Source organism: Streptomyces sp. NPDC002209 (assembly GCF_042890265.1).
Lineage (GTDB): Bacteria > Actinomycetota > Actinomycetes > Streptomycetales > Streptomycetaceae > Streptomyces.
In genome coordinates this window covers 145,431-170,125 of the sequence record NZ_JBIARX010000005.1, presented here as the reverse complement: position 1 = coordinate 170,125, position 24,695 = coordinate 145,431, and the positions used below count along the sequence as shown (strand labels likewise).

General features: G+C 72.7%; 22 protein-coding genes. 8 read left to right on the top strand and 14 right to left on the bottom strand.

Translation table 11 applies throughout. The annotated features are described in order from the left end of the window. Positions 1 to 3: 3 nt before the first annotated feature. The 12 genes from ACFYXK_RS12380 to ACFYXK_RS12325 form a co-directional block, all read right to left on the bottom strand. Positions 4 to 1,560 (bottom strand): alpha/beta fold hydrolase, encoded by a 1,557-nt coding sequence (locus ACFYXK_RS12380; protein ID WP_389411083.1) that lies wholly within the window; start codon positions 1,558 to 1,560, stop codon positions 4 to 6. Between the two features lie 176 nt (positions 1,561 to 1,736). Further along, positions 1,737 to 2,705 (bottom strand): ABC transporter substrate-binding protein, encoded by a 969-nt coding sequence (locus ACFYXK_RS12375; RefSeq protein WP_389411082.1) that lies wholly within the window; start codon positions 2,703 to 2,705, stop codon positions 1,737 to 1,739. A gap of 1 nt (position 2,706) precedes the next feature. Beyond that, a complete protein-coding gene (locus ACFYXK_RS12370) occupies positions 2,707 to 4,680 on the bottom strand; it encodes an ABC transporter permease (RefSeq protein WP_389411081.1) in 1,974 nt (657 codons plus the stop codon). Between the two features lie 82 nt (positions 4,681 to 4,762). After that, entirely contained in the window at positions 4,763 to 5,884 is a 1,122-nt protein-coding gene (locus ACFYXK_RS12365) for a glycine betaine/L-proline ABC transporter ATP-binding protein (RefSeq protein WP_389411080.1), read from the bottom strand. Continuing rightward, complete coding sequence (locus ACFYXK_RS12360; protein ID WP_389411079.1) at positions 5,881 to 7,422, bottom strand: GMC family oxidoreductase; 1,542 nt, start codon at positions 7,420 to 7,422, stop codon at positions 5,881 to 5,883. Before ACFYXK_RS12360 ends, ACFYXK_RS12365 begins: the two co-directional genes overlap by 4 nt. Continuing rightward, positions 7,419 to 8,927: an aldehyde dehydrogenase family protein gene (locus tag ACFYXK_RS12355; protein WP_389411078.1), complete on the bottom strand. Its 1,509-nt coding sequence runs from the start codon at positions 8,925 to 8,927 to the stop codon at positions 7,419 to 7,421. Before ACFYXK_RS12355 ends, ACFYXK_RS12360 begins: the two co-directional genes overlap by 4 nt. A 150-nt stretch (positions 8,928 to 9,077) precedes the next feature. Continuing rightward, positions 9,078 to 10,142, bottom strand: coding sequence for a pyridoxal-phosphate dependent enzyme (locus tag ACFYXK_RS12350; RefSeq protein ID WP_389411077.1), 1,065 nt, complete (start codon positions 10,140 to 10,142; stop codon positions 9,078 to 9,080). Beyond that, positions 10,063 to 11,067: a GHMP kinase gene (locus ACFYXK_RS12345; protein WP_389411076.1), complete on the bottom strand. Its 1,005-nt coding sequence runs from the start codon at positions 11,065 to 11,067 to the stop codon at positions 10,063 to 10,065. The genes ACFYXK_RS12350 and ACFYXK_RS12345 overlap by 80 nt, the downstream gene beginning before the upstream one ends. After that, entirely contained in the window at positions 11,064 to 11,918 is an 855-nt protein-coding gene (locus tag ACFYXK_RS12340) for a Rossmann-like domain-containing protein (RefSeq protein ID WP_389411075.1), read from the bottom strand. The genes ACFYXK_RS12345 and ACFYXK_RS12340 overlap by 4 nt, the downstream gene beginning before the upstream one ends. An 11-nt stretch (positions 11,919 to 11,929) precedes the next feature. After that, positions 11,930 to 12,727 (bottom strand): ABC transporter ATP-binding protein, encoded by a 798-nt coding sequence (locus tag ACFYXK_RS12335; protein WP_389411074.1) that lies wholly within the window; start codon positions 12,725 to 12,727, stop codon positions 11,930 to 11,932. After that, positions 12,724 to 13,767 carry a FecCD family ABC transporter permease gene (locus ACFYXK_RS12330; protein ID WP_389411073.1) on the bottom strand — a complete coding sequence of 348 codons (1,044 nt, stop codon included), beginning with the start codon at positions 13,765 to 13,767 and terminating at the stop codon, positions 12,724 to 12,726. The genes ACFYXK_RS12335 and ACFYXK_RS12330 overlap by 4 nt, the downstream gene beginning before the upstream one ends. Next, a complete protein-coding gene (locus tag ACFYXK_RS12325) occupies positions 13,757 to 14,791 on the bottom strand; it encodes an ABC transporter substrate-binding protein (RefSeq protein ID WP_389411072.1) in 1,035 nt (344 codons plus the stop codon). The genes ACFYXK_RS12330 and ACFYXK_RS12325 overlap by 11 nt, the downstream gene beginning before the upstream one ends. 154 nt (positions 14,792 to 14,945) lie before the next feature. Here ACFYXK_RS12325 and ACFYXK_RS12320 point away from each other — a divergent pair, with 154 nt between their 5' ends. From ACFYXK_RS12320 to ACFYXK_RS12290, 7 genes are all read left to right on the top strand, one after another. Next, positions 14,946 to 16,208: an MFS transporter gene (locus ACFYXK_RS12320; RefSeq protein ID WP_389411071.1), complete on the top strand. Its 1,263-nt coding sequence runs from the start codon at positions 14,946 to 14,948 to the stop codon at positions 16,206 to 16,208. 90 nt (positions 16,209 to 16,298) lie between these two features. Continuing rightward, positions 16,299 to 16,859: a GNAT family N-acetyltransferase gene (locus ACFYXK_RS12315; RefSeq protein WP_389411070.1), complete on the top strand. Its 561-nt coding sequence runs from the start codon at positions 16,299 to 16,301 to the stop codon at positions 16,857 to 16,859. A gap of 189 nt (positions 16,860 to 17,048) precedes the next feature. Next, positions 17,049 to 18,530 carry a Y4yA family PLP-dependent enzyme gene (locus ACFYXK_RS12310; protein ID WP_389411069.1) on the top strand — a complete coding sequence of 494 codons (1,482 nt, stop codon included), beginning with the start codon at positions 17,049 to 17,051 and terminating at the stop codon, positions 18,528 to 18,530. Then, positions 18,527 to 19,852 (top strand): pyridoxal-phosphate dependent enzyme, encoded by a 1,326-nt coding sequence (locus tag ACFYXK_RS12305; RefSeq protein ID WP_389411068.1) that lies wholly within the window; start codon positions 18,527 to 18,529, stop codon positions 19,850 to 19,852. Before ACFYXK_RS12310 ends, ACFYXK_RS12305 begins: the two co-directional genes overlap by 4 nt. A 1-nt stretch (position 19,853) precedes the next feature. Beyond that, positions 19,854 to 21,050: an aminotransferase class V-fold PLP-dependent enzyme gene (locus ACFYXK_RS12300; RefSeq protein WP_389411067.1), complete on the top strand. Its 1,197-nt coding sequence runs from the start codon at positions 19,854 to 19,856 to the stop codon at positions 21,048 to 21,050. Positions 21,051 to 21,105: 55 nt separating this feature from the next. Then, complete coding sequence (locus ACFYXK_RS12295; protein WP_389411066.1) at positions 21,106 to 21,861, top strand: class I SAM-dependent methyltransferase; 756 nt, start codon at positions 21,106 to 21,108, stop codon at positions 21,859 to 21,861. 141 nt (positions 21,862 to 22,002) lie between these two features. Further along, a complete protein-coding gene (locus ACFYXK_RS12290; protein WP_389411065.1) occupies positions 22,003 to 22,479 on the top strand; it encodes a VOC family protein in 477 nt (158 codons plus the stop codon). A gap of 74 nt (positions 22,480 to 22,553) precedes the next feature. Here the strand turns inward: ACFYXK_RS12290 and ACFYXK_RS12285 are convergent, their stop codons facing one another. Further along, positions 22,554 to 22,976 carry a hypothetical protein gene (locus ACFYXK_RS12285; protein WP_389411064.1) on the bottom strand — a complete coding sequence of 141 codons (423 nt, stop codon included), beginning with the start codon at positions 22,974 to 22,976 and terminating at the stop codon, positions 22,554 to 22,556. Positions 22,977 to 23,353: 377 nt separating this feature from the next. Between ACFYXK_RS12285 and ACFYXK_RS12280 the strand changes: the two genes are divergently transcribed. Continuing rightward, on the top strand, positions 23,354 to 24,106 hold the full coding sequence (locus ACFYXK_RS12280; RefSeq protein WP_389411063.1) for a hypothetical protein: 753 nt from the start codon (positions 23,354 to 23,356) through the stop codon (positions 24,104 to 24,106). Between the two features lie 81 nt (positions 24,107 to 24,187). Here the strand turns inward: ACFYXK_RS12280 and ACFYXK_RS12275 are convergent, their stop codons facing one another. Beyond that, on the bottom strand, positions 24,188 to 24,610 hold the full coding sequence (locus ACFYXK_RS12275; RefSeq protein WP_389411062.1) for a hypothetical protein: 423 nt from the start codon (positions 24,608 to 24,610) through the stop codon (positions 24,188 to 24,190). Positions 24,611 to 24,695 lie beyond the last annotated feature (85 nt).

The following is a 24,695-nucleotide window of genomic DNA, read 5'->3' as shown; positions in this document are numbered from 1 at the left end:
CGGCTACTTCGGGACGATCGTGAACGGTGCGGGCTCGAGGCCGTCCACGCACGCGGTGTCGGGCGCGGTCGGGCGAGCGAGGAAGGAGGCCAGCACGCGCTGCGCGCAAGGCGACTGCGGGACCACCCAGTGGCCGATTCCGGGAACCTGCACGGCGGTCGAGCGGGACAGGTCGCGGGCCACTCCCTTCGCCCAGCTCGCCCCGGTCTTCACGTCGAACGTGCCGGAGACGAGGAGCGCCGGCACCGAACTGACCGTGGCCACCCGCTGGACGGACGCGCGGTCCGCGACGTTCCAGATCCGGCACGCCGGGTACTGGAAGGGAAGTTGCGGCACCTGGGCCAGAACCGTGTCCGGCCACCCGGGGAAGGCCTTGCGCCCCGCCTTCAGGACGTCGGCTTCCGAGTACCCAGGCGCCCACTCGCTGCACGCCACCGAGTTCGTCAGGCCGTGCGCGAACACGCCCGCGTGCTGGACCGAGCCGCCCGCGCGGGCCTGCGCGAAGCGCTCCGGGTTCCCGCGGCTGAGTTCGTCGAGCGCCGCCGGGACGTCCTTGGGGCGGGGGGTGAACGCAACGATCAGGTTCAGCAGCGCGCCCCCGTCGAGGACGACCTTGACCGGCTTCCCTCCGCCCGGCGGCGGGACGTTCAGGGTCAGGGGATGTGCCTCCAGCTTGCGCACCTGCTCCGTCAGCATGCGGGGGAGGTCGGGGTACCGGCTCTTGCAGGCGGGCTGTGCCGCGCACGCCCCGAAGATGTTGCCGATCCCCTCGGCGGCGCTGCTCCACCCCCACGGCAGCGTCGCGGTCCGGGGAGGTGTGACCGAGTCGATCGCCACGGCGCGGATCCCCTCGGGGTGCAGGCGCAGGTACGTCAGGGCCAGGTCGCTGCCGTAGGAGTACCCGTAGACGTTCCACCGGGGGATGCCCAGGGCCTTGCGCAGGTCGGCGAAGTCGGCGGCGTTCTCGGTGGTGTTGTAGGCGTTCAGGTCGACACCGTCGGCCGTCAGGCGGTCCCGGCACTCCTTCACCGCCTTCAGCATGAGCTGCTGCGCCTGCTTCGCGTCATAGCCCAGGCCCACGGACTGCGCGTTGAAGCGGTCGATCTCCGGGCAGGCGAGGTTGGGCTGGTCGTAGAGGTTGCCGCGCTGGGCCATGACGATCAGTTCGCGGTCCTTGTTCAGGCCGGACTCGACGAGGAACGGGATGTCGTCGAACGTGTCGCCGCCGGGGCCGCCCGCCATGAACACCAGGGGGTCCTGCGCCGGCTTCGCCGGTTCGGCAGCCGCAATGACCGCCACGGCCAGCTTGATGGTCCGCCCGCCGAGGCGGGAGCGGTTCTCGGGGACCTCGAGGAAGCCGCACCGTGCGCCGGCGAGCGCTTCGATCGGCTCGGGCGTCTTCGGGCAGGGACCGGGCACGAACCGGGACGGGGCTGCCTGACCGGGCCGGCCGGCGGAGTGGGCGGGTGGTGGAGCAGCGCTGCTCGGTGCGGGGCCGAATGCTGCCAGGCATACCAGAGCGGCCGCGGCGGTCACCGCGTGGATGCTGGGCTTTGGCATGTGATCTCGTCCCCCCTGCCGATACGGCGGCGGCCCCGCCGGGCCCGGGCCGCAGCGGAGTGGACGGAACGCTCACATCCGACGCTACTCGGTGGAACGTTCGCGCGCACGCGGAGCCGATGGGACCGCCCGGCGGCGGGGAGATCGCGGGGATCCCCCGCCGCCGGGCATCCGCGTCAGGACGGGAGCCAGGCCCGCCAGGTGGCCTCGTTCTCCTTCACCCAGCGGCCCGCCGCTTCCTGGGGCGACAGCTTCTGATCCGCGATCATCAGGGCGACGTCGTTCTGCATCGCGGTCGTCCACCGGAACTTCTTCAGGAAGGCGGCGGCGTCACCCCCACCGTCCGCGAAGCGGGTGTTGAGGAACTTCTGCAGCGGCGTGTGCGGGTACGCGCAGGCAACCTTCTGCGCATCGGCGTCGCAGCCCTTCTCGTACGCGGGCAGCTCCACCTCCGTCATCGGGACCTTCTCGAACAGCCACTGGGGCTTGTACCAGTAGCTCAGGAACGGCTTCTTCTCCTTGGCGAACTGCCTGATCTGCGTGATCTGCGCCGCCTCCGAGCCCGCGAACACGACCTGGTAGTCGAGGCCCAGGTTGTTCACGAGCGCCTTGTCGTTCGTCACGTAGGACGGGGAGCCGTCCAGCAGCTGGCCCTTGCCGCCGCTCTCCGCGGTACGGAACTGCTCTGCGTACTTGTTCAGGTTCTTCCAGTCGGTGACGTCGGGGTGTTCCTCGGCGAAGTACGTCGGCACGAACCAGCCGATGTGGCCGGTCACCCCGAGCTCGCCGCCCCGCTCGATCGTCCCCTTGTCGTCGACGTACCGCTTCTCCTGCTCCGGGTGGCCCCAGTCCTCCAGGATGGCGTCCACCCGGCCCTGGCTGAGCGCGTCCCAGGCCGGTACCTCGTCGATCTGGACGGTGTCCACCCGGTAGCCGAGCTCGTGCTCCAACAGGTACTGGGCCACGGCGACGTTGGCCTGCGCGCCCACCCAGGACTGCACGGACAGCGTGACCGTGCGGGAGCCCTTCGCGTCGGCGTACGGGGAGGCCTGGCGGGTCATGTCGGCTGCGCCGCAGCCGGTGAGGGCCGTCAGGGCGACGGCGGCCGCGAGTGCGGCGAAACGTGTGCGTCGTGTGTGAGCCATGTCAGGCCCCCTTTCCGGCGAGGTCGAGGCGCCCGGTCGGCTGGGTGACGCGGTCGAGCATCAGCCCCAGGCAGACGATCGCCGCGCCGGCGACCAGACCGGTCGCCAGGTCGCCCTGGGCGAGGCCGAAGACCGCGTCGTAGCCCAGCGCCCCGCCACCCACGAGGCCGCCGATGACGACGACGGCGAGGACCAGCACCACGCCCTGGTTGACGGCCAGCAGCAGCGCGGGCCGTGCCAGCGGCAGCTGGACCTGGAACAGTTGCTGCCGCCCGGTCGCGCCCAGCGAGCGCGAGGCCTCCAGGGCGGCCGGGTCCACCGCGCGCACGCCCTGGGCCGTGATCCGCACGACCGCGGGCAGCGCGTAGACCACGGCGGCCGCGACCGCCGGGGCGCGGCCCACGCCGAACAGGGCGACCACGGGGATCAGGTACACGAACTGCGGCATCGTCTGGAAGACGTCGAGGAGCGGGCGCAGCGCGCGGCCCAGGCGGGTGCTGCGGGCCGCGGCGACCCCGAGGCCGAAGCCGAGCAGCAGCGTCACGGCGACGGCGGCCAGTACCTGGGACAGCGTGTCGAGCGCCGGGTCCCACACGCCCAGCACGCCGATCGCGGCCATCGCCAGGACGGCGGTCGCGGCGGTGCGCCAGGTGCCGATGAGCAGGGCCACGGCGCCGACGGTCAGCAGGACCGTCCACCAGGGCAGCCACTGCAGTCCGTCGCGCAGGGGGTTGAGGACCCACGTGGTGAAGTGCCCCGCCCAGTCGGCGGTGCCGCCGACGAGGGGCACGCCGGAGTAGAGGTGGGCGGTCATCCAGTCGACCGCCCCGTTGACGGGCTCGGCGGTGTCCACCGTCCACGTGCCGGGCCAGGAGAGCCGGTCGAGCAGGCGCCCCGCGACGGCGACGGCGGCGCTCCCCCCGGCGGCGACGGCCCAGCCGAGCCCGGGCCGGCCGGCCGGAGCCTCGCCGATCCGCTCCCCCGCCGCGGCGGTGACCCGGTCCAGGACGATGGCGAGCAGCACGATCGGGACACCGGCGGCGAGCGCGGCGCCTACGTCGACGGAAGCCAGCGCCTGGTAGACGCGGTCACCGAGACCGCCCGCGCCGATGACGGACGCGATCACGGCCATGCCGAGCGCCATCATGATCGACTGGTTCACGCCGAGCAGCAGCTCCTTGCGGGCCAGCGGCAACCTGGCCGTCAGCAGCCGCTGCCTGCCGGTGGCGCCGAGGGAGGTGGCGGCCTCCACGACCCCGGCGTCCGCGCCGCGCAGCCCGAGCGCGGTGAGGCGGGCCATGGGCGGGGCCGCGTAGACGACGGTCGCGAGGACGGCCGCGGGCACGCCGATGCCGAAGACCAGGACGACGGGCAACAGGTACGCGAAGGCCGGCAGCACCTGCATGGTGTCCAGCACCGGCCGCAGGATCCGGTGCATGCGGTCCGACAGGCCGGCGGCCAGTCCGAGGAGGGTCCCGAGCAGCACGGACGCGGCGACGGCGACCACCATCAGGGCGAGCGTCTGCATGGTGGGCACCCACATGCCGAGCAGTCCGCACACGGCGAAGGCGGCGACGGAGGTCAGCGCGAGCCGGACCCCGGCGACGCGCCAGGCCAGAAGCCCGGCGGCGGCGGTGACGCCGGCCCAGCCGAGGGCGAGGAGCAGCAGGTACACCGCGCGGACGCAGACGACCACGACGTTGCTGACGTGCCCGAGGAAGTAGAGGAAGAGGGGGTGTCCGTCGCGGTTGTCGATGATCCAGTCGCTGGTGCGCTCGAGCGGTCCCGACAGGTCGACGGAGAGCGGCGCCGGCCAGTTCCCGGCGCCCAGCAGTACGGAACCGAGGACGAGCGCGAGGGCCGCGCCGGCGCCGATCAGACGCCCGCGGTGGCGCGCGAGCATGCGCAGCGCACCGGGTCCCGCGTCGGTGGCGGTCGTGGAGTTCGCAGGGGCGGGGGTGACGGTGGCGGTCATCGGCCCCACCGCCCGGCGTCGGCCGGCACGGCGCCGACGCCGGTCGTGCCGCACGGGGGCGGCCAGGTCGTATGGGAATGCATCAGGCCACCGCCTTCCCGGTCGCGGCCGGTACCCCGGCGACGACACCGAGGAGTCCCGCGTGGTCGACCACGCCGAGGCAGCGGCCGTTCTCGACGACCCGCGCGTTGACGCCCGTACGGGCGACGGCCTCGATGGCCTCGTGGACGGTGGCGCTCGGGGAGAGCGCGGGGCCGGCCTCGTGCTCGTCGGCGAGCGCGGGGCGCATCGCCGAGCGGACGGTCAGCACCTGCTCGCGCGGCACGTCCCGGACGAAGTCCCTGACGTAGTCGTCGGCGGGGGCGCCCACGATCTCCTCCGGCGTGCCGAGCTGCACGATCCGGCCGCCCTGCATCAGCGCGATGCGGTCGCCGAGCTTCAGCGCCTCGTTCAGGTCGTGCGTGATGAAGACCATCGTGCGTCCCTCCTCCTGGTGGAGGCGTACGACCTCCTCCTGCATGTCGCGGCGGATGAGCGGGTCCAGCGCGCTGAACGGCTCGTCGAACAGCAGGACTTCGGGGTCGACGGCGAGTGCGCGGGCCAGGCCCACGCGCTGCTGCTGGCCGCCGGACAACTGGCTCGGCCTGCGGTGCTCCATGCCGTCGAGGCCGACCTTGGTGACGAACTGCGCCGCCCGCTCACGCCGTTCGCCGCGTCCCACGCCCTGGATCTCCAGTCCGTAGGCGATGTTGTCGAGCACCGTGCGGTGGGGCAGCAGCCCGAAGTGCTGGAAGACCATCGCCGTCCGGTGCCGGCGCAGCTCGCGGAGCCGGCCGGTGTCCATGGACAGCACGTCCTCGCCGTCGATGGAGATCGTGCCCGAGGTCGGTTCGATGAGCCGGGTGAGGCAGCGTACGAGCGTCGACTTGCCCGAGCCCGACAGGCCCATGACGACGAAGACCTCGCCCTTGCGGACGTCGAAGGAGACGTCGCGGACGGCGGCGGTGCAGCCGGTGCGCTCGCGCAGCTCGGCGGCGCCGAGGGCGGCGAGTTCCTCGTCGGCGGGCACGCGGTCGGCCTTCGGACCGAAGACCTTCCACAGGTTGCGTACGGAGAAGACGGGCTGCGCGGGGCCCTGCTGCGGGGCGGGCGGCGCAGTCGTGGTGTCCGGCAGGGTCGTGGTGGTGTGGGGCGCAGTGTTCATCGGGGGGTTCCTCCCAGCAGGTCGGCGCATTTCTCGCCGACCATGAGCACGCCGATCATCGGGTTGACGGCGGTCATGGTGGGGAATACGGACGCGTCGGCGATCCGGATGCCGGTCAGGCCCCGGATCCTCAGGTCGGGCGCGACGACGGCGAGTTCGTCGTCGACGGCCCCCATCCGGCAGGTGCCGGCCGGGTGGTACACGGTGTGCGCGACCTGGCGGGCGTACGCGCCGAGTTCCTCGTCGGAGGTCACCTCGGGCCCGGGGCACACCTCCCGCTTCAGCCATCCGGCCAGCGGTTGGCTCGCCGCGATCCGCCGGGCGATGCGGATCCCGTCGACGAGGGTGCGGCCGTCGTAGTCGTCCTCGTCGGTGAAGTACCGGAAGTCGAGGGCGGGCTTGACCTCGGGGTCGGCGCTCGTCAGGTAGAGCCGGCCCCGGCTGCGCGGCTTGGGGATGTTCGGGGTCATCGACACGCCGTGCGCGGGCCGTTCGTAGCCCAGGCGCTCCGGATTGTCGGTGAAGGGGATCTGGTAGAAGTGGAACATCAGGTCCGGGCCCTCGGCCGCGGGGTCCCGGCGGACGAACAGCCCGGCGTCGGAGTCCATCGCGGAGTTCTCCGGGATCGGACCGTGCGTCTCCCACACGATGACCGACTCGGGGTGGTCGAGCAGGTTCTCCCCGACGCCCGGCAGGTCGTGCACGACGGGAATGCCGAGCTCCTCCAGGTCGGCGCGCGGCCCGATGCCGGAGTGAAGCAGCAGGCGCGGGGTGTCCACGGCCCCCGCGCACACCAGGACCTCACGCCGGGCGCGCACGACGTGCTCCGCGCCCTCCTTGGTACGGATGTGCACGCCGGTGGCGCGGGTGCCCTCCAGCTCCAGCCGGAACGCCCAGGTCTCCAGGGCGATGTGCAGGTTCGGCCGGTCCAGGAACGGGTGCAGATAGGCGACGGAGGCGGAGGACCGCTTGTTGGTCTCCGGGTGGTAGGCGAGGTCGAAGAAGCCGGCGCCCTCGTGGAAGGGGCGCCTGTTGAAGCCCTCGACGCGCGGAACACCGAGCGCGCTCTGCGCGGCGTCGACGAAGTCCCGGGCGATCGCGTTCCGGTCGGCCTCGCCGACGGGGACGATGTTGTTGCGCAGCCGGGCGAAGTAGGGGTCCATGGCCGCCGCGTCCCATCCCTCGGCGCCTGCCTGCGCCCACTCGTCCCAGTCGGAGGGCAGCGGCTTGAACGCGATGAGGGTGTTGTGCGAGGAGCAGCCGCCGAGCACCCGCGCACGGCTGTGGCGGATGTGCGAGTTGCCCCGGGGCTGCGCGGTGGTGGGGTAGTCGTAGTCCAGCTCGCCGCCGAGCAGGCCCATCCAGCGGCGCAGGGTGAGGACGTCGTCGCGGCCGACGTCACTGGGGCCGCCCTCGATGACGGCGACGCTGACGTCCGGGTCCTCGGTGAGGCGGGAGGCGATCACGGAACCCGCGGTGCCGCCGCCGACGACGACGTAGTCGTACACGTGCCGGTCGTTCACGTCGTGGTCGTTCATGCCCGGTCCTTCGCCGTCGTGCCCGCGAACCAGCGCACGGGGCGCGGGGCGAGGTTCTGGTAGATGTGCTTGGCCTCCCGGTATTCCGCGAAACCGCCCGGGCCCAGTTCGCGGCCGATGCCGGACTTCCCGAAGCCGCCCCATTCCGCCTGGGGCAGGTAGGGGTGGAAGTCGTTGATCCAGACGGTGCCGTGGCGCAGCCGGGCGGCGACCCGCCGGGCGCGGTCTTCGTCGGAGGTCCACACGGCTCCGGCGAGGCCGTACTCGGTGTCGTTGGCGAGGGCGACGGCCTCCTCCTCGGTACGGAAGGTCTCGACGGTGAGGACGGGGCCGAAGACCTCTTCGCGCACGACCCGCATGCCGCGGTGGCACCGGTCCAGGACGGTGGGCCGGAAGAAGTAGCCGGGACCGGCCGGCTGCTCGCCGCCGGCGCGCAGGACCGCGCCCTCGGCGAGAGCGGAGGCCACGTACTCCTCGGTCCTCGCCAGCTGGGCCGCGGAGACCAGCGGACCGCACTCGACGCCCGCGTCGGTGCCGCGTCCCAGCCGGATCAGTTCGGCCCGGCGGGCGAGCTCGGCGACGAACCGCTCGCGCAGCGGCTCCTCGACGATGAGGCGGGAGCCGGCCGAGCAGACCTGCCCGCTGTGGATGAAGGCGGCGTTGAGCGCCTGGTCGACGGCGGTGTCGAAGCCCTCGGGCGTCGAACAGGCGTCGGCGAACACGACGTTGGGGTTCTTGCCGCCCAGTTCGAGGGCGACCTTCTTCACGCTGTCGGCTGCTGCCCTGGCGACCTTCGTACCGCTGACGAGACCGCCCGTGAACGAGACGAGGTCGACGTCCGGGTGTTCGGCGAGCCGGGCTCCGACGGTGCCGCCGGGACCGGTGACGATGTTGGCCGCACCGAGCGGCAGTCCGGCCTCCAGGAGCAGTTCGATCAGCACGACGGTGGTCAGCGGGGTGATCTCGCTGGGCTTGATCACGAAGGTGTTGCCGGCGGCGAGTGCGGGCGCGATCTTCCAGCTGGCCTGGAGCAGCGGGTAGTTCCATGGCGTGATCAGGGCGCAGACGCCGACCGGCTCGTGGACGACGACACTGCGGATCTCGTCCGAACCGGCGTCGACGGCCCGTCCGCCGTCCTCGTTCGCCACGAGGTCGGCGAAGTAGAGGAAGGCGTCGCGGACGCAGTCGACGTCGACGCGGCCCTCTTCCAGCGTCTTGCCCGCGTCCTGGCTCTCGAGGGCGCCGATCCGCTCGCGGTCGCGCTCCAGCAGGGTGGCGACCCGCCGCAGCAGGGCGGCCCGCTCGGCGACCGGCGTACGCGGCCAGGCGCCGTCGGCGAACGCGGCTCGTGCCGCGGCCACGGCGTCGTCGGTGTCCTGGACGCCGCCCTCCGCCACGACCGCGAACGGGGTCGCGTCGACGGGGTCGATGATCTCGCGGGTGGCGCCGGACAGGGCCGCGCGCCATTCTCCGCCCACATGGATGGTCTGTTGTGCTCCGGTCACGTTGCGTACGGCCTTTCGCTTCTTTCGAATCCCCCTGCCGGTTGCACCGGCAGTCCGGCCGCTTGCCCGGGCACCCGAGATCCATGCGCAAAACGTTGCGGAGAGTGTTCTGCTTCACTCACGAAGGCATGACAAACAAGGACATAAGGCTCAGGTGGCCCGAGTGGAGAACCAGGGGTGCGTACGCCGTGGAGTCGACGGGCCCGTATCCGGCGCCGGGGCGCGGTTCCAGCGCATACGGGACCAGGGAAGGGCCAGCCCGCTCTGGTCGCGGACCTCCTGCGGGACGAGGTCCGCGATCGGGGCTGCCTCGCGGTGGCGGGCGTAGACGGTGTCGACGTAGCGGTGGCCGGTGTCGGCGGCGATGAACAGGACGGTCCGCTCGGGCGAGCGCCCGCGTTCGTGCCGGGCGGCGAGGTAGCCGGCGCCGGTCGACAGGCCCGCGAAGACCGCGTGCCGGCGCAGCAGGTCGACGCTCCCGGCCAGCGCCGCGTCGAAGGAGATCCAGTGCAGCGTGTCGTACATCTCGTGCGAGACGTTCCCGAAGGGGATGGAGCTGCCGATCCCGGCGATGATGATCTCCGGGTCGAGGACGTGTTCGGCGCCGAAGGTGAGGCTGCCGTACGGCTGGACGCCGACGAGTTCGACGTCGGCCGGGCCTGCGGCGGCCCCGCGCAGGTAGCGGGCGAGCGCTCCCGTGGACGCCCCCGAGCCGACCCCGCCGACCACGGTGAGCCCGGTCACGTCGCCGGTCTCCTGCCGGATCCGGTCGGCGATCGCGCGGTAGCCGAGGTAGTGGATGTCGTCGTGGTACTGCCGCATCCAGTGGTACTCGGGGTGTGCGGCGAGGATCTCGCGGATCCGCGCCACGCGCCGCTTCTGGTCGAGCTTGAGGTCGCTGCACGGTGCCATCTGCTCCAGCGTCGCCCCGAGCACGGCGAGCTGGGTGCGCAGCGTGCGGTCCACCGTCGTCGAGCCGACGATGTGGCAGCGCATGCCGTACCGGTGGCAGGCCAGGGCGAGGGCGTACGCGTAGATGCCGCTGGAGCTGTCCAGCAGGGTGTCCCCGCGGCGCACCGCGCCGGTGTCCAGCAGGTGGCGTACCGCCGCGAGGGCGGAGACCACCTTCATCGTTTCAAAGCGCAGGCAGACGAGCCGGTCGTCGAGGCGTATCAGGTCCGGACGGCCGACCGCCTCCGCGATGTGCTGGTCCATGCAGGGTCTCCTGGGTGGTGGTGAAGGTCGTGAAGGTCCGGGTGGCGGGGATGCCGTGGGCGTCGAGGGCGCGCAGGCAGCTGCGCAGGCGGTGCCGCAGGCCCGGTGCGGCCGGGTCGAACAGCACTCCCGCCACCGAGCCGCTGTGCGCGATCTGCACTCCGACCGCTCCGGCCCGCCGGGCGATGCCCGTCAGGGCGTCGAACTCCGGGTGGCCGAGGGCCCGTCGGCCGCGGCGGGCGCTGGCGGTGGCGACCTCGCCGAGGAGCCGGGCGTCCGCGGTGGCCACCGCCCGGCGCAGCAGCGTGCGCAGCCGCTCGAAGGCCCGTACGTCGGCCTCGGAGGCTTCCCGGACGGGCAGGGAGAGGGTGTCCACGGGCGCACCCCCGCCGAGGGCGCAGCCCACGACGACCAGCGGCGGCATGGCCGCGCCGAGGACCTCCAGCACCCGGCCCTCGCGTTGCGCGAAGAGCACCGGCCGGCCGTCCAGCATCAGCGGATCGCAGGCCAGTTCCGCGTGGACGGCCAGCCGGGCCACGGTGTCGGGGGCCAGCCGCAGTCCGTACGAGTCCGCCACCGCACGCACGGTGGCGATGACGTCGCTGGTGGAGCTGCCCATGCCGAGGCCCACCGGTACGTCTCCGGTGAGCCGCAACTCCCCGCCGCAGGGCGGTTGTCCGGTCCGCTCGGCGCATTCCGCCACCGCGAGGGCCGCGGCCCGTACCGCTTTCGTACGGTCGGCGGGTACGGCGGTGAGCGCGTCGGGAGCCGTACCGGGCCGGCGGACGAACTCTGCGCGGCTTCCCGGGCCGGCCATGGGAAGGGTGACCAGACCCGGGCACCTGCGGCCGTCGTCGTCGAGGAAGACGCCCTGGAGGATCTCGCCGTGGTGGCAGGGGGCGTCCCCGGTGCCGGTGGGGATCACGCGCGGCTCACCGTCCGGTAGCGGTACAGGACCGTCTCCTCGGCGCTGAACTGGGAGAACGGGAACGGCTCCGCGGACAGCGCGGTCACGCCCGAGCCGAGGAAGGCGCGGGCGACGGCGCTGCCGGTCTGCGCGTAGACGACCAGCGGGATGCCGCGGGTCCGGCAGCGCTCCAGGATGGTGTCGAACGAGCCGTTGCTCAGGGTCATTCCGGTGGCGACGACGGCCTCGGCGCGCTCCAGCACCTCGTGCATGTCGTCGGTGACGGGGTCGCCCCACTGGGTGGCCTTGAGGTTGAAGTCGCAGGGCAGCGGTTCACCGCCGCGCTCGCGGATCGCCGCGACCAGTGGATTCACCACGCCGATGAGGCCGACCCGGGCGCCCTCCCCGATGTCGAGCAGTCCGGCGATGGCCGCGTCGCGGGCCTTCGCCCGGACCTCCGGGGTACCGGTGGGGAGGGTCACGGGCTCGGCGTCCCCCGCCTCGCCTGCCACGCGGTGCGGGCGGGTCTCGGAGAGGTAGGCGTCGAGGGCGGCGATCCGGAGCGGGCGCGGGGCCTCGCGCAGCAGGGCGTCGAGCGGGGCGCCGGAGGAGTCGCGGCAGATCGCCGGGGCGATCTCGCCGGGTTCGAAGGCGCAGGCGCCGAAGGAGCCGCCGAGGCGCACCAGTGCGTACTGGTTGAGGTAGGTGGTGTCGCCGCCGGCCAGGCGGGTGCCGTGATGGACCCAGAACACGCTGGTGGCGACGAGTTCGGAGGGGAGCGGGCCGTGTGCGCCGGCCAGGACGGCCTCGATGAGCCCGTCGACACCGGACACGGGGGCAGGCGTGGGGGCAGGGGTCGTGCGATGCATGGGGTTCCTTTTCACAGGGCGGGTTGCGGTGCCGGGGCCGGAGCGCCGAGCGGGCCGCGGTAGGTGATCACGGGGTGGCCCAGGGGGTCGGTGGTGAGTTCGGCGTCGACCTCGAAGACCTCGGCGAACCGCTCGGCGGTGAGAACGGCTTCGGGGGTGCCGGAGGCGACCAGGCGGCCGTGGTGCAGGAGCAGCAGCCGGTCGCAGTACCGGGCGGCGAGCGACAGGTCGTGCAGCGCGACCAGCACCGTTTGGCCGGTGCCGGCCAGCAGCTCCATCAGTTCCAACTGGTGCCTGACGTCGAGGTGGTTGGTGGGCTCGTCGAGCAGGAGCCCGTACGGCTGCTGGGCCAGCGCGCGGGCGATGTGGGCGCGCTGCCGCTCGCCGCCCGACAGGGCCTTCCAGGAGCGGTCTGCGAGCGCGGTGAGTCCGACGCGTTCCAGCGCGGCGGCGACCACCGCCCGGTCGGTGGCGTCCGCCCCGCGCCAGCGGTCCCGGAACGGGGTCCGGCCCAGGCCCACGACGGCGGCGACGGGCAGAGCGCTGTCCGCGCCCGGGTCCTGTTCGACGAAGGCGACATGACGGGCGATCCGCCGCGCACTCCAGTGGCGTACGCACGCGCCGTCGTACCGGACCGTGCCCGCGTCGGGGGCCCGCAGGCCGGCCAGGCAGCGCAGCAGCGAGGACTTGCCCGAGCCGTTGGGCCCGAGCAGGCCGACCGTCTCGCCGGGAGCGATGTCCACGCTGATCCCGCGTACGACCGGCGTGCCCGCCACCGACCAGCTCAGCCTCTCGGCGGTGATCCTCACAGTTCACCCCGCCTGCGCAGCACGAGGAGGAAGAGCGGTACGCCGAGCAGGGCGGTGATCACGCCGACGGGAACCTCCCGCGGGGCGAAGGCGATCCGTGCCACCGCGTCCGTCCAGACCAGGAACACCGCGCCCGCCAGCGCCGCGTACGGCAGCAGCAGCCGGTGCAGCGGCCCGACGAGGAACCGGACCCCGTGGGGAACGATCAGCCCGACGAAGCCGATGGCGCCGACGGTGGCCACCGCGACAGCGGTCAGCGCGGCCGTGACCACGAGGAGCAGCATCCGCGTGTGCCGTACGCCGATCCCGAGGGACGCGGCGGTGTCGGCGCCGAACGCGAGCCCGTCCAGGGCGTTCGAGCAGAGCCACGCCACCAGCAGCCCCAGCGGGGTGACGACCGCGCAGACCACGACGGTGTTCCACCGGGCCGGCGCCATCGAGCCCAGCAGCCAGTGGGTGACGGCCCGTGTGGTGTCCGCGTCCGCCGAGGCCATCAGGACCAGCGAGGTCACCGCGGTGAACAGCTGGCCGACCACCACGCCGGTGAGGACGATGCGGACGGAATCCAGCCCGGTGCGCCTCAGCAGCAGCAGGAGCAGGCCGAAGGAGAGCAGCGCGCCGGCGAGTGCGCCGCCGGTGACCCCCAGCGTGCTCGCGCCGATCCCGAGGACGACGACGGTGACGGCTCCCGTCGACGCGCCGGAGGAGACTCCGAGCAGGTAGGGATCGGCGAGTGCGTTGCGGGTGACCGCCTGGAGCACCGTTCCGCACACGGCGAGCGAGGCGCCGACGAGGGCGGCCGTCAGCACGCGCGGCAGCCGCAGGTCCCAGACGAGCGAGTCCACCAGCGCAGGCAACGGAGCCACGTCCAGGCCGAGATGGGAGCCGAGGACGCGGGTGAGGTCGCCCCAGCCCACGTCGGCGGCGCCGGTGCGCACGGCAGCCGCCGTCGAGCCCGCCAGGACGCCTGCGGCAAGGAGCAGGAGGCCCGCGTGGGCCGCCGCGGACCGGCCGGGCCGGATGTCCGGGTCAGCGGACATACCCGAGGTCCTTCACGCCGTTCGCCAGCAGCCCGAGGGCGTGTACGGAGCGCACGGAGGGGTCCAGCTCGATGCCCGGCACCTCGAGGATCTTGTTGTCACGGACGGCGGCCAGCTTCGAGATCACCGGGTGCCCGGCCATCGCGGCGCGCTTCTCGGCGGCGCTGTCGCCGGGGCGGCCGCGCTCGGACAGGTCTCCGATCACGATGAAGTCCGGGTCCCGCCGGGCGACTTCCTCCCAGGAGACCTCCGGCCAGTCCGCGTCGACGTCGTCGAAGGCGTTCTTCGCGCCGACGATCCGGCTCATCTCACTGGGCAGGCCGGTCCTGCCCGCCACGTACGGCATGCCGTTGAAGACGGAGTAGAGGTAGACGACGGTCGGCCGGTCCGCGCCGTCGCCGACCCTGGCGGCGTTCTCCCCGGCCCGGGCGACCGCCGCGCGCTGGTCGGCCGCGAGCCTTCCGGCCCGCTCCTCGGCGCCGAAGACCTTGCCCAGGTTCTCGTAGTCGGAGAAGAGCAGCTCGAAGGGGGTCTTGCCGGCCGGGTTCTGCTGCGGGCAGTCCACGGCGCTGACGAACGTGGGGACCTTGAGGGCGTCCAGTTCCTCGCGGGTGCCGGCGCGGTCCTTGGTGTACAGGTCCGTGGAACCGGCGACGACGAAGTCGGGGGTGGCGGCTCTCAGCTGCTCGCCGGTGGCGATCTTCGGGGCGATGACCGGGACCTTGGCGTACCCGGCCTCGTACTGCGCGGGGATCTTCGTCTTGAGGTTGGCGGTCCCCGCCATCCGGTCCTGGAGGCCGAGTTCGAGCAGGGTCTCGGTCGAGGTCTGGTCCAGGGCGACGGTCCGCCGCGGCGGCGCGGCGAAGGACACCTGGCGGCCGCAGCTGGTGACGGAGGACCCCTTGGCGCCGTTCCGGGCCGCGGGCCCGGCGTCCGCTCGGGAACCGTCACCGGCCGCCGTGGAGCAGCCCGCGGTGGCGAGGGCGATGGTCAGGGCGATGACGGGGCGGGCGGGATGGCGCATGGGGTCTCCGGTCTGGGAGGGAAGGCGTGGGTGTTGTCGTGTACCGGGCAGGAGTGCCGCGTTCGAAGAGTACTGTAATGGTATTCATTTTCATTAACGACCCTGGGGTGCGGTTCGCCGAGCCGCTCCCCCGCCTCCGAGGAGCACCCACACCGTGGCGACCACACCCGCACCGACAGCGGCCAAGACCGATGCCCCGCCCCCGCGTTCGATCCTCCGGGACCCCGCGTTCCTGCGCCTGTGGGCGGGCACCACCGCCTCCGGCCTCGCAACCTGGGCCCTGCCCTTCGTGCTCGGCCTCGCGGTCCTGCACCGCGACCTCGGCGCGGCCGGCCTGGGCCTGGTCCTCGCCGCCCGCACCGCCGGCTTCCTCGCGGCCGTCGCCGTCGGAGGCGTGCTGGCCGACCGGCACTCCCGCCGCGCGGTCGTCCTCTGGTCCGCCCTCGCGGCGGCGGTCGCCGCGCCCCTCCTCGCCGCCGGACTCGGGCGCTCGCTCGTGCTGATGACGGCCGCCGCCGCCCTCGCAGGCGCCGGACAGGGCGCCTGCCGCCCCGCGTTCCAGGCGCTCACCGCCGAGACCGTCGAGCCCGCGCGCCGCCAGCAGGCCAACGCCGCCATGACCATGGCCGTACGCAGCTCCACCCTCGCCGGCCCCGCCCTGACCGCCCTGCTCGCGGCCTTCCTCGACACCGGGACGCTGCTGCTCGGCATCGGGCTCCTCTGGCTGGTGGCCGCGCTCGTGCCAGGTCAGGGCGCCGACACGGCCGGGCCGGCCGCGGAACCCACCCCGCGCGCCGGGTTCCGCGCCGAATTCCTAGAGGGCATACGCGAGGCGCGGCGCCATCCCTGGTTCCTCGCCGGACTCGGCGCCCTCGTCGCCGTCATCGCCCTCGGCTACTCCGCCACCAGCGTCGCGCTGCCCCTGATCAGCCGGGACCGCTACGGCACCGAATGGGTGCTGGCCGCGGCCGTGACCGCGTACACCCTGGGCGCGCTCGCCGGCGCCCTGGTCATCGCCCGCCGGCGGCCGCGCTCACAGGGCTGGGCCGCCTTCGCCGGGCTGGCCGCGTACGGCTTCGCCCCGCTGAGCCTGATGCTGCCCGTGCACCCGGTCGTGGTCGTCGCCGCGTACGCCGTCGCCGGCATCGGCATCGAGCTGTTCAACGTGCCCTGGTTCACGGCCACCCAGCGCGAGGTCGCCCCGGACAAGCTGGCCCGCGTCTCCTCGCTGGACTTCCTCGTCTCGTACGGCCTGGCACCCGTCGGGCTCGCGCTGATCGCGCCCGCCGTCGACGCCTTCGGGGTCACCGCCGTACTCGCCGTGTGCGCCGCCGCCTGCTTCCTCGTCCCGGCGGCGGCGGCGCTGGTACCCACCGCCCGCCACTTCGGGCGCACGTCCCCGGCCACGGCGGACTGACCCCGGCGCCCACGGTGCGCCCCGCCCCGGCCGGTCCGTCCTCAGCCGGCCGGGGCACCCGTCGACGCCGCGTCTGGCAAGCTGCGTTCCATGACCGCGCCGCAACCACTCGATTTCGCGCAGATCACCCGCCCCCGGGAACTGACGGCCGAACTCCGGGAACAACTCGTCGACTGCTGGGTACGGGTGATCAACGCCGGAGGCGCCGTCATCCCCCGGGGGCTCCCCATGCCGCCGGTGACCACCGGTCAGGCCGACCCGGCCCTGGGCCTGCTCGTCGGCGAACTCGATCCGTACCGCGCCCGGTTGCTGGTCGCCACGGCCGGCGGGAGGCTCGCCGGGTGGCTGATTCTGCGTCGTGACCCGCATCCCCTCGTCGCGCACTGCGGCGCCGTCAACCACGTCATGACCCACCCCGACTTCCGCGGCCGCGGCATCGGCACCGCGCTGATGCACCGGATCCGCGATCTCGCCCGCCACGAGATGGGGCTGGAGCAGTTGCACATCGCCGTCCGGGCCGGGCTGGGGCTCGAGGAGTTCTACGGCCGTCTCGGCTGGCGCGAGATCGGGCGCTGGCCCGGCGGTCTGCGGGTGGCACCCGGCGACGACCGCGACGAGATCCTCATGTACCTCGCCCTCCGGGCCGCCTGAGCCGTCCGTACGGCCCGAGCTGGCCGTGGCGTCCGAGTCGTCTGAGGTGCCTGAGCTGCCAGGTGCTCCGGCGCGCCGGTCACGTTTCGGTCATCTCCCGCCATCACGCGTCCGAACCCGATCAGCAGGGCAGGAACAGGGCCGCGAGGTAAATCGTCGTACGATCGGCGCCCGGGAGGAGCAGCTGCGTTGGACACCGGCCCCCTGTACCTGGAACCGCGGTTGGCGCCGCGGCTCGCTGCGCTGCTCGGCTCGGCCCCGTTCCTGCACACGCTCGTGGACGCCCTCGGCTCACCCCTGAACGTCCTCGTGCCCGACCAGATCGCGCAGAACACCGAGGGCTTCCGCTCCGTCTACCGCCGCCACCGCCTCGGCGGGCACGTCTTCTTCGCCCACAAGGCCAACCGTTCCCGCTCCCTCGTCCGGCGGCTCACCACCGCGGACGCCGCCGTGGACGTGGCCTCCCTCCAGGAGCTCCGCAGCGCCCTCGGCGACGGCTTCCCCGCCGACCGCATCATGGCGACCGGCCCCAAGGATCCGGCGTTCCTCTGGCTCGCCGCGCGATCGGGGGTCACCGTGAACGCCGACGGCCCCGGCGAGCTGGAGGCCTTGGCGGGCCTCGTCCGGCGCCACGACCTGCCGCGCCCGCGCGTCCTGCTCCGCCTTGGCGAGTTCGAGACCTCCGGGCCCAGGATGCTGTCCCGCAGGAGCCGGTTCGGTACGTCCGTGAAGGCCCTCGGCCCGCTGCTGGACCTCCTCGAACGCCACCGGGACCGGCTCGATCCGGTCGGCGTCGCGTACCACCTCGACACCACGAGCCCGGACGAGAAGGCCATCGCCCTCGAAGGCTGCCTGCGCGCCATGGACGAGCTGCGGTTACGGGGATTCCAGCCGCGCGCCGTGGACATCGGCGGCGGCTTCGGCGTCAGCTACCTCGCGCACGCCGCCCAGTGGGACCGCTACACGAGCGCGCTCACGGCCTCGGTGATGGGCCGCCGCCCGCCCCTGACCTGGGGCGGGCACGGCTACGGTCTGCACTCCGAGGGCGGTACGCTCCGCGGCGCCCTGAGCCTGTACCCCGCCCACCGCCCGGTCGCGGGCGCCGCCTACCTCGACGCACTCCTGTCCCAGCCCGCCCCCACCCTGGGCCGGCCACTGGGCACCCTGCTGCTGGAGAGCCTCTACGACCTGTACACGGAACCGGGCCGGGCCCTCGCCGACCAGTGCGGGCTGTCCCTGGCCCGGGTCCTGGAAGTACGGCACCGGGACACGGGTCCTGCGTTCGTACGCCTCGCCATGAACGCGAACGACGTCAGCCTGGAGGACCACGGGATCCTCATGGACCCCGTGCTCGTGCCCCGCGACGGCGGACCGGCCGGCCCGCAGGAGCCGGTCGGCGTCCACCTCATGGGCAACCTCTGCCTGGAGGCAGACCTGGTCACCCGCAGAACGGTGTTCCTGCCGAGGCTGCCGAGGCCGGGAGACCTGCTCGGCTTCGCCAACACCGCCGGGTACTGCATGGACTTCAGCGCCACCCGCGCACAACAGCAGCCGGTGGCCCGCAAGGTGGCCGTCCGCCGGGAAGGAGCCGCCTGGCGGTGGTGTCTGGACGAGGAGTACTGGCCGATCGAGGAATACCGGCCGATCACCGATTCGGGGGGACGGGCATGAGGTACGACAGCATCACCGAGGCCATCGGCAACACCCCACTGGTCCGCATCGATCCGGCCGTGCACGGCCTGCGCCACATCGACCTCTACGCGAAACTCGAGATGCTCAACCCCTTCGGCTCCGTCAAGGACCGGGCCGCCTGGAACATGGCCCGCTCCGGCCTGCCCGCCGCCCGGGAGCGCGGCGCGGCGATCGTCGAGCTCTCCAGCGGCAACACGGCCAAGGCGCTGGCCGTCATCGCGGGCATGCACGGACTGTCGTTCAAGAGCGTCACCAACCGGATGCGCATACCCGAGGTCAAGGACCTGCTCCTGCTGCTGGGCGCCGAGATCGAGGAGCTGCCGGGCCGCAGCGAATGCCTGGACCCGACGGACACCGAGGACCCGCTGACCCTCTTCCACCAGAGGCTGAACCAGTCCGGAAGCGCCCACCTGCACACCGACCAGTACTTCAACGCGCTGAACACCGAGGCGCACGAGACGGGTACCGGCCCGGAGATCGTGGCGGATCTGGACGGCCGGGCCCCTGACTGGTTCCTCGCCTGCGTCGGCACGGCGGGTTCCTCCACGGGCGTGGCCCGGGCCTTGCGCGCCCACGATCCTGCCGTACGGGTGATCGGGCTGGTGGGCGGGAAGTCGGACTTCATCCCCGGCATCCGCAACATCGACGAGGTCCACGAGGTCGGCCTCTTCGACCCGGCCACGTACGACGCGATCGAGTCGGTCAGCGCCGACGACGCCATCGACGGGATGCTCGCCCTGGTCCGGCGCTGCGGCATCCTCGCCGGGCCCACCGGCGGCGCCGCGTACCGGGGAACGGTCCGCCATCTGCAGCCGATCGACGCAGAGTTGACGCAGACGGACCGGCGGAGCGCGGTCTTCATCGTCTGCGACCGGGTCGAGAGCTATCTCGGGTACGTCAGGCAGCGTCGCCCCGAGCTGCTGGGCCGCCCGCCCGCCCGCAACTCCGTGACCGCGCTGGCCGACGCCGAGGTACGGGCGGCCCGGGTGATCGAGGTGGCCGACGCGCAGAAGTGGCTCGCGGCCGAGCGGCCGCTGGTGATCGACCTGCGCAGCTCCTTCGCCTACGCCGCGCTGCACATCGACGGATCGGTCAACATCGTCGACGAGCTCTTCGACGAACTCGTCCGGGGTGGGCTGCCGTTCAGCAAGAGGCAGCCCGTCCTGCTGGCCTGCCCGGTCGGCGAGCAGTCGGCGCGCTACGCCGCCCTGCTCACCCGGATGGGGCATCCCGACGTACGCAGCCTCGCGGGCGGGATCATCGCGTGGCGGGACGCGGGCGCGCCGCTGGTGCGTGACTGACATGGCCGACACCGACGCTCTCGAGGGGCTGCGGTCCTGGCAGCGCCCGTTGCGCGCCCAGTTCCCGATCATCACGGCGAACCCGGGGCTGGCCTACCTGGACAGTGCGGCGACCGCGCAGAAGCCGCAGGCCGTACTGGACGCCGTACAGCACTACCTCACCACCTCCAACGCCAACGCGGGCCGCGGTTCGTACCCCTGGGCCAACGCGACGACGGCCGCGGTGGAACGGGCCCGCGGCCGGGTCAAGGAGTTCCTGGGCGATCCCGAGCCGGACGCGTCGTCGGTGCACTTCACCAGCGGGGCCTCCGAGGGACTGCGGAGCGTCGCCCTGGACTGGCTGGCGGGCCGGCTCACCAACGGGGACGAGATCGTCGTCCCCTTCGCCGACCACGAGGCGAACCTGTCGCCGTGGCTGGAGGTACGGGAGCTGCTGGCCCGGCAGGGCGTGCGGATCCTGGTCCGGGAGCTGCCGTACCAGGAGGCCTCCGGCGACTACGACCCGGCGGCGCTCGCCGCCTCGGCCGGCCCCCGCACCCGCTTCGTCGCGGCCACGCACGTGCACCATGTCTACGGCGCCGACATGAACGTGCACCGGATCCGCCGCGTGGTCGGGCCGGATGTCCCGATCTGCCTCGACGCCGCACAGAGCATCGGCCACCTGCCGTTCTCCGCCGCCGGACTCGACGTGGACTTCGTGGTCTTTTCCGGGCACAAGGCCCTCGCACTGCCGGGTACCGGCGCGGTCTGGGCCCGGGGCCTACGGGGGCCGCAGTTCCGGCCGGGCGGCTGGGCCGGCACCCCGAACACCGTCGGCATCGCAAGCCTGACGGCCGCGCTCGACTGGCTCGACGCGGCCGGCACGGACCGGATCGAGGCGTGGACGGTGGCGCTGGCGGCCCGGCTGACGGACGGCCTGAGCGGGCTGGACGCGTACGAGGTGCTCGGCTGCCGCTCCAGCCTCGCGGCCGGCTCCGAGGTCCAGCGGCGCCGGAGCATCGTGGCGTTCCGGCATCGCGAGGTCGAATCCCGCGATCTGGGGTTCATCCTCTACAGCCACGGGTTCATGGTCCGCTCCGACGGACACTGCCAGGCGGGCGCCGGGGTGAAGGACGGCTCGGTGCGGGTGAGTCTGCACGTGTACAACACGGCCGAGGAGATCGAAGCGCTGCTCGCCACCCTCGCCAATCTGCAATGATTTTCATGTGGAGTTCAGGGCCGTGAGAACGGCAGAGGCGCGAGCGGACAGAAACATGAACGTGCACACGGTGGCGGCCGGCCGGTGGGTGGAACGCTGGGAGCGGCAGCAGCAGCGCTACGCAGTGGACCGCGAGGAGCGGTTCACTGTCATCTCCGACGTGGTCGAGCGCGTGACGGCGGGCTGCGCGGCTCCCCTGCTCGTCGACCTGGGATGCGGGCCGGGGTCGCTGGCCGCGCGGCTGGCCGGGCGGATGCCCGCGGCCGAGGTCGTCGGCGTGGACGCCGATCCGCTGCTGCTGGAACTGGGGCGGGCGCACCACGGAGCGGCCCTGCGCTTCGCCGAGGCCTCGATCGGGGAGCCGGGCTGGCTCGACGGGCTCGCGCTGGACCGCCCGGTGGACGCCGCCGTCTCGACGACGGCCCTGCACTACCTCGGCGAGGACACCCTGCGGAGGACGTACGAGGAGCTGGCCGGGTGCATCCGGCCCGGTGGGGTCCTCGTCAACGGCGACCATCTGGAACCGGACTCCCCCAAGGTCCACGAGCTCGCCGTCGACATCGGCCGGCGGCGCGCCGAGCGGCAGCAGGCCCTGGCGCACGAGGACTGGGAGTCGTGGTGGTCGGGAGTGCGCGCCGACCCGGAGCTGACGCCCCTGCTCGCCGCCCGGGGCCGACGTGCCCACCCGCGGTGCGAGGGCAACGACCTGACCCTCACCGACCACCTCGTACTGCTGCGCGAGGCGGGCTTCGAGCACGTCGGTACGGTCTGGCAGTTCGGCAGCAGCCACGTGGTGGTCGCGGTCCGCTGACCCCTGACCCGGGTGGGCCCTTCGGGGCAACCGTCGCGGGGGCGCCGCGCGGCGCCGGAGCGTGCCCTGCGGGATCGGGATATCAGTGGTCGCAGACGGCGGTCGGCGGTGATCGCCACTGTTCGGAAGGGCGGGAGCCCGGTGGCCGTCAAACCCGTTCCCGAGGGATACCCGCGGGTCACGCCGTACCTCTGTACCGACGGAGCCGCAGCCGCGATCGACTTCTACGCATCCGTGTTCGGCGCGACCGAGCGGATGAGGATGCCGGCGCCCGACGGAAGGATCGGCCACGCCGAGCTGGAGCTGGGCAACTCGGTCATCATGCTCGCCGACGAGTACCCGGAGATCGGATTCCGCTCGCCGAAGTCGGTGGGCGGCACGCCGATCACCCTGCACGTGTACGTCGAGGACGTCGACGCCGTCTTCGCCAAGGCCCTCTCCCTCGGCGCCACGGAGGTGTCGCCGGTCAAGGACGAGTTCTACGGCGACCGCACCGGGCAGCTCGAGGACCCCTTCGGCCACCGCTGGAACATCGCCACGCACGTGGAGGACGTCCCCGCGGCGGAGATGGAGAAGCGGGCCAAGGAGGCCCTGGAGTCCATGCAGGACGGTGGCTGAACCGGACGTGCGGGCGCCGGAGGGGCTGTGGGCCTCTCCGGCGTCCGCGCGTGGGGCCGCGGGGCGGCCGGCCCTCAGTGGGCGAGCTTCGCCTTCAGGTTCTGCAGGACCTCCTGCTTGATGTCCTGCGTGGTGACGGTGCCGCCCCTGCCGGTGCCGTTCCCGCCCACGGCGGTGGCGTCGCCGGTGTTGACGGCGTCCGCGCTGGCGTTGCCGCCGCGGGCGACACCGGTGGTGACCGTGCACCCGCCCTCGCAGTTGCTCACGCCGGCGTAGGCGCCGCCGCCCCGGGCGGTACCGCCGACGGTGGTGTTCGAGGCCTTGGCGTTGCCGCCGACGCCGATGCCGTCGGCACTGTCCTGGGGGAGCGAGACGGCCTGCTGCGGGGCGGCGGCCGGCGCGGCCATCGCGGTCGCCGGCAGCGCGACACCGCCGCCGATCAGCGCCACGGAGGCTCCGGCCAGGACGATACGACGGGTCCAAAAACGCTCAGACATGGGAATTCTCCATTCGGTTGCAAAAGGGTTCGCATTCCGCCCCGCGGATAAGTCCGGGGATATGTTCCGGCTTCGCGTCCTCCGGGGCGTTCCTCTGTGAGGGCGCACTTCAAATAAACCCTGAGGGAGAGCCTGCGTCACGCCACTCGAACACGTGACTTGACGCCCAGAACCGATCTTGATACCGAGAAGCGGCAGGAACACGCCGCGCTTCGCCAGATCCTGCTCGCGGCATGATCCACACGCTAACGTCGACCTCGCATAAGCCCAGGGATCCCCGGCGTCTGCACAGCACCGGGCGTATCCGACCGGCAGCCTCAGCGCCCGCCTGCTTGGCCACAGGCGAAGACCTCGCACAAGAATCCCGGAGAATTCCGATGAACGAGCGTTCCTGGACCCGTCGTATCGTGCTGGCCGCGGCTTCCGTGGCACTGACCGGCGTCGTGGCCCTGCCGGCGACCGCGATGGCCGCACCGGCATCCCCTCAGTACGGATACGCCGGCGTCACCACCGCCGCGACCGACACCGCACCGAGCGTGTGCAGGGGGCTCTGCCACGACAGCAGCAACACCGCCGCAGGCAACGGCACCTCGGGCGTGTGCGAGGGGATCTGCCACGACAGCACCAACACCGCCGTGGGCGACGGCTCCTCCGGCGTGTGCCGGGGACTGTGCGACGGCAGCACCAACACGACCGTGGGGGCCGGAGCGTTCAACGAGTGCGTGGGCCTCTGCGGCACCAGCACCAACACCGCCGTGGGCGACGGAGCCTTCAACGTGTGCAGCGGTCTGTGCCACGACAGCGTCAACACCGCCGTGAGCGGCGAGGTTCTCAGCGGCACGTTCGACGCCGCGAACTCGGTCGGGCAGGGCACCCGGGCCATGGGCGACGACGACAAGGGCACGGGGGGTGACGCCAGCGCCGTCAGCGGCGACGCCACTGCCGCGAACACCACGGTCGGCGGCACCGCCACCGGCGGAAACGCCAACTCCGGTGTCGGCACCTGCATCGGCAGGTGCACCATCACCACGGGCGCCGCGACGGGCGGCGCCGCCAGCGCCGACGCCCTCAACAGCGGCAATGCAACGGCCATCAGCGGTGACGCGACGGCCACGGGCGGCAACGGCTGACGGGCCGGAGCGGCACGAAACGGACGCCGGAGAGGCTGTGGGCCTCTCCGGCGTCCGTGACGTTGGGGCGGTGTCCTGCCCTCAGTTGCCGAGCTTCTGCTTCAGGGCCTCCTTGACCTGCAGCTTGATGTTCTGCTTGTTCACCTGGCCACCCGTGCCCTTGCCGTCGCCGCCGACGGCGGTGGCGTCGCCGGTGTTGACGGCATCGGCGCTGGCGTTGCCGCCGCGGGCGTTGCCGGTGGTGATCACGCACTTGCCCTTGCAGTTGCCGACGCCGGTGGAGGCCGCGCCGCCGGTGGCCTCGCCGCCGACCGTGGTGTTCTCGGCGTTGGCGTCGCCGCCGGTACCGATGCCGTCGGCGCTGTCCTGGGGAAGGGTGACGGCGTGCTGCGGGGCGGCGGCCGGCGCGGCCATCGCGGTCGCCGGCAGGGCGATGCCACCACCGACCAGTGCGACGGAAGCTCCGGCCAGGAAGATACGACGGGTCCAAAAACGCTCAGACATGAGAATTCTCCATTCGGGATGAGAAAAGGCGGGTAAACCGTCTCCGGGAGATCCCCGGGGATGGCGTACTTCCAATAAACCCGAC

Bases quoted from the DNA above. Each gene is read 5' to 3' on its own strand.
- ACFYXK_RS12315 (WP_389411070.1), top strand. From the start codon at position 16,299: ATGACCGCGCCGCAACCACTCGATTTCGCGCAGATCACCCGCCCCCGG.
- ACFYXK_RS12380 (WP_389411083.1), bottom strand. From the start codon at position 1,560: ATGCCAAAGCCCAGCATCCACGCGGTGACCGCCGCGGCCGCTCTGGTA.
- ACFYXK_RS12295 (WP_389411066.1), top strand. From the start codon at position 21,106: ATGAACGTGCACACGGTGGCGGCCGGCCGGTGGGTGGAACGCTGGGAG.
- ACFYXK_RS12360 (WP_389411079.1), bottom strand. From the start codon at position 7,422: ATGAACGACCACGACGTGAACGACCGGCACGTGTACGACTACGTCGTC.
- ACFYXK_RS12325 (WP_389411072.1), bottom strand. From the start codon at position 14,791: ATGCGCCATCCCGCCCGCCCCGTCATCGCCCTGACCATCGCCCTCGCC.
- ACFYXK_RS12285 (WP_389411064.1), bottom strand. From the start codon at position 22,976: ATGTCTGAGCGTTTTTGGACCCGTCGTATCGTCCTGGCCGGAGCCTCC.
- ACFYXK_RS12350 (WP_389411077.1), bottom strand. From the start codon at position 10,142: ATGGACCAGCACATCGCGGAGGCGGTCGGCCGTCCGGACCTGATACGC.
- ACFYXK_RS12300 (WP_389411067.1), top strand. From the start codon at position 19,854: ATGGCCGACACCGACGCTCTCGAGGGGCTGCGGTCCTGGCAGCGCCCG.
- ACFYXK_RS12330 (WP_389411073.1), bottom strand. From the start codon at position 13,767: ATGTCCGCTGACCCGGACATCCGGCCCGGCCGGTCCGCGGCGGCCCAC.
- ACFYXK_RS12340 (WP_389411075.1), bottom strand. From the start codon at position 11,918: ATGCATCGCACGACCCCTGCCCCCACGCCTGCCCCCGTGTCCGGTGTC.
- ACFYXK_RS12365 (WP_389411080.1), bottom strand. From the start codon at position 5,884: ATGAACACTGCGCCCCACACCACCACGACCCTGCCGGACACCACGACT.
- ACFYXK_RS12280 (WP_389411063.1), top strand. From the start codon at position 23,354: ATGAACGAGCGTTCCTGGACCCGTCGTATCGTGCTGGCCGCGGCTTCC.
- ACFYXK_RS12370 (WP_389411081.1), bottom strand. From the start codon at position 4,680: ATGACCGCCACCGTCACCCCCGCCCCTGCGAACTCCACGACCGCCACC.
- ACFYXK_RS12305 (WP_389411068.1), top strand. From the start codon at position 18,527: ATGAGGTACGACAGCATCACCGAGGCCATCGGCAACACCCCACTGGTC.
- ACFYXK_RS12275 (WP_389411062.1), bottom strand. From the start codon at position 24,610: ATGTCTGAGCGTTTTTGGACCCGTCGTATCTTCCTGGCCGGAGCTTCC.
- ACFYXK_RS12375 (WP_389411082.1), bottom strand. From the start codon at position 2,705: ATGGCTCACACACGACGCACACGTTTCGCCGCACTCGCGGCCGCCGTC.